Origin of the sequence: Caulobacter sp. D5 (genome assembly GCF_003185805.1) — a bacterium.
GTDB lineage: Bacteria > Pseudomonadota > Alphaproteobacteria > Caulobacterales > Caulobacteraceae > Caulobacter.
In genome coordinates this window covers 1-3,709 of record NZ_QHJY01000225.1, presented here as the reverse complement: position 1 = coordinate 3,709, position 3,709 = coordinate 1, and the positions used below count along the sequence as shown (strand labels likewise).

Sequence of the window (3,709 nt, the reverse complement as noted above, 5' to 3'; positions counted from 1 at the left end):
CCCCTTGATGGGGGAGGGTTGGGTGGGGGTGACCTACGATGGTGGCGGCTGAACCGCCGCATCACCCCCATCCCCGGCCCTTCCCCCATCAAGGGGGAAGGGAGGGCGCTGGCGCGTTACAGCGCCGCCTCGATCAACCTTGGCCCCTTGCCGACCATCGCCTGTTCGAACGCCGCGTCGAAGGCCTCGGCGGTGTCGACCCGCTGCGCCGGCACGCCCAGCCCCTGCGACACCGCCACCCAGTCGATGCGCGGCTCGCCGATGTCGAGCAGCTTGCTGGCCGCCGGACCCGCCGGGCCGGCGCCGGTGCGGGAAAGCTCGATGCCGAGGATGCGGTAGACGTGGTTGGCGAAGACCACGACCACCACGTCCAGCTGCTCGCGGGCGATCGTCCACAGGCCCTGCACCGTGTACATCCCCGCCCCGTCGCCGGTCAGGGCCAGGACCTTGGCGTCCGGCCGGGCCACGGCCGCGCCGATGGCCAGCGGAATGCCCTGGCCGATCGCCCCGCCGGTCAGCGACAGCCAGTCGTGGGCGCGGGCGGCGCGGGTCTGGGTGAAGATCGGCAGGCCGGCGGTCACCGCGTCGTCGGAGATCACCGTATCGGCCGGCATGTGGCGGGCGATGGCCGCCCCGATGGCCCAGGCGTCCAGCTTGCAGGCCGGGGCGGGCGGCGGGGCGTAGGGGTCGGCCGGACCGGCGGCGGGCGCCTCCAGGGCGTCGGCCAGGGCGTGGAGGGCGGCGGCGGCGTCGTCGCCCCGGCCGCACAGGGTCTCCAGCCCGCAGTGCTCGGGAACCAGCACGCTGGGCCGGTCGGGATAGGCGAAGAAGGCCACCGGGCGCTCGGTGGCGACCAGCACCATCAGGTCGGCGCCGCCCAGCTCCTTGAGGGCCTGCTCGCCGAAATAGGGCAGCTTGTCGGGACGGAAGCGGCCCTCGCCGCGCGCTTGGCGGGCGGTGAAGGTGTCGGTCAGCACCCGGATCCCCAGGGCCGCCAGCCGCCCGGCGGCGGCGATCCCGTCCTCCCGGCAGGCGCCCGAGCCCAGCAGCAGCACCGGCGCCTTGGCCGCCTTCACCGCGTGGGCGACGGCGCCGATCGCTTCCTCGTTCGGCGCGCCGGGGGCGGGGATCTCGGCCACCCCGCCGTGCACCGTGGCCTCGTTCCAGGCGGCGTCGGCGGGCAGGATCAGGCAGGCGTTGCCGGCCGGCGTTCCGTAGCTGGCGGTGATCGCCTCGGCGGCCAGCGGCCCGACACTGTCGGCGCTCTCGGCCGACTTCACCCACAGCGAGTTGGGCGCGGCCAGGGCGGCGATGTCGCTGTTCAGCGGGGCGTCGAAGCCCCGGTGATAGGTGGCGTGGTCGCCCACCACGTTGACGATCGGGGTGAAGGCCCGGCGGGCGTTGTGCAGGTTGGCCGCGCCGTTGGCGTAGCCCGGCCCTAGGTGCAGCAGGGTGCAGGCCGGCTTGCCCGCGATCCGCCCATAGCCGTCGGCCGCCCCGGTCGCCACGCCCTCGAACAGGCACAGGATCGAGCGCATGCGCGGCTCGCGGTCCAGGGCCGAGACGAACTGCATCTCGCTGGTGCCCGGGTTGGCGAAGCAGGCGGTGACGCCGTTGTCGGCCAGGGTGGTGATCAGGGCGTCGGCGCCGTTCATGTGGTTCTTCTCCATCCCTAGCTTCAAGATGCTCCCCCTCTGGGGGGGAGCTGTCGCTGAGCGACTGAGGGGGACCGCCGAAGGCGGTGCTGACCCCCTCCGGCCCTCTGGGCCACCTCCCCCAAAGGGGGAGGATCGCCTTGGCCTACCCAAACACCATCACGTCTTCATCCGGCGCGACCGCGAACAGCCGCTCGATCTCCGCCGGCCGCCGCTCGCGGGCCAGGGCCTGGTTGATGTAGCCCTTGTCGGTCAGCTCGCCGCTGGCCGCGTCGGGGGCGCCGGGCAGGATCAGGGCGCGGGCCACGCGGCCGCCGCCCTTGGCCCCGCCGTTGAAACGCTCCAGCCCGGCCCGCACCGCCGCCCGCACGGCGGCCGCGTCGCCGATGCGCTCGCAGGTCTTCGGTTCGAGGAAAAGCATCAGCCCGACCCCGTCGCGGCCCTCGCCGCAGACCACGGCGTCGCTGGCCGCCCCGCCGATGGCCGAGATCGCCGCCACCCGCAGGGCCCCGGCGGCGACGAAGGTTCCGCTGGCCAGCTTGAAGTTCTCCACCAGCCGCCCGTCGAAGACGAGGCCCGCCGAGGGATCGTTCGGATCGGCCAGCCGCGCGGCGTCGCCCAGGCGGTAGAAGCCTTCCTCGTCGAAGGCTTCCCGCGTCGCCTCGGGCTGGTCGAGATAGCCGGGCGAGACCTGCGGGCCCTTGACCCGGATCTCCAGCTTTTCCCCCGCCGGAACCAGCTTCACCGACGTGCCGGGCGTGGGCAGGCCGACCATGCCGGAGCGGGCGTTCAGCCAGTGGATGTTGCAGGCCGTCGGCCCGGTCTCGGTGGCGCCGTAGCCGGCCGCGAAGGTGATGCGCTGGCCGGTCGTTTCCAGGGCCACGGCCTGCACCCGGTCGAGGATCGACTGGGCCATGGCCGCGCCGCCGTACTGCAGCACCCGCACCTTGCGGAAGAAGGTCGCCGCCAGCACCGGATCGCGCTCCAGCTCGCCGACCAGCAGGCCCCAGCCGGCCGGCACCATGTTGTGATAGGTCGGCGAAACCTCGCGCAGGTTCCGCAGCGTCTCGCCAAAGCGTCCCGGCACGGGCTGGCCGGTGTCGATGTACAGCGTGCCGCCCCGGTGCAGCACCATGTGCAGTATGGCGTTGGCCCCCAGGCTGTGGCTCCAGGGCGCGGAATTGACCAGCACCGGCGGGTCGGGATCGGCGTAGCAGGCCTCGATCTGGGCGGCGTTCAGCGCGATGTTGGCGTGGGTGCAGATCACCGCCTTGGGCCGCCCGGTCGAGCCCGAGGTCAGCAGCAGCTTGGCCGGCAGCTCGGGCTTGGCGAAGTCGATCGGCTGGAACCTGCGCAGCAGTCCGTCCAGCGCGATGTCGCCAGGGCGGGCGTTGCGGCTGACGATGACCGGCAGGCCGGCCAGGGCCGGATGCGACAGGCCGTGGGCGAAGACCGCCGCGTCGTCGACATAGACCGCCGCCGGCTTCAGGCGTTCCAGCGCCTGGCCCAGCCGCGCCAGGTCGGCGCCCGCCTGGCCGTATTGCGGCGACACCGGCGCCACGGGGCGTCCGCCCATCATGGCGGCGTAGGCGATCAGGGCGGGGTCTATACCGTTGCGGGCGAGGATCAGCAGCGGCCTGTCGGGATCGGGCAGAAGGGCCACGTCGCCGAGGCCGTCGGACAGGCGAACGATCTTCTCGTACGCCTCGCCATAGGTGATCGTCCGCCAGCCGTCCTGACCCTCGATGCGCTCGGCCAGCCAGACCCGGTTGGGCGCCTCTGCGGCCCAGCGGGCCAGCGGGGCGGTGGTGGTCCGCACCGCGTCGGAATAGGGCATGGGGTTGCGCAGGATCAGGGCTTGCCCGCGATGTTCGACCTCCAGCGCGCGCGGCGCGTAGCGGGCGTCACGGAACGGGGCGCTGACGAGGGTGTCCATGCCCCCTGTTATGGAGCGCGTCGAACGGCCGTTCAACCTCGTCGAGCGGCGTTCGCTGGTCCTTCTCCCCTTGCGGGAGAAGGTGTCGCCGAAAGGCGACGGATGAGGGGTCTCTCAG

General features: G+C 73.0%; 2 protein-coding genes. Both read right to left on the bottom strand.

What is annotated here, in order from left to right:
- Positions 1-116: 116 nt before the first annotated feature.
- Entirely contained in the window at positions 117-1,655 is a 1,539-nt protein-coding gene (locus tag DMC18_RS15345) for an acetolactate synthase large subunit (protein ID WP_110133076.1), read from the bottom strand.
- Positions 1,656-1,800: 145 nt separating this feature from the next.
- Positions 1,801-3,591 (bottom strand): feruloyl-CoA synthase, encoded by a 1,791-nt coding sequence (locus DMC18_RS15340; RefSeq protein WP_110133075.1) that lies wholly within the window; start codon positions 3,589-3,591, stop codon positions 1,801-1,803.
- Positions 3,592-3,709: the final 118 nt, after the last annotated feature.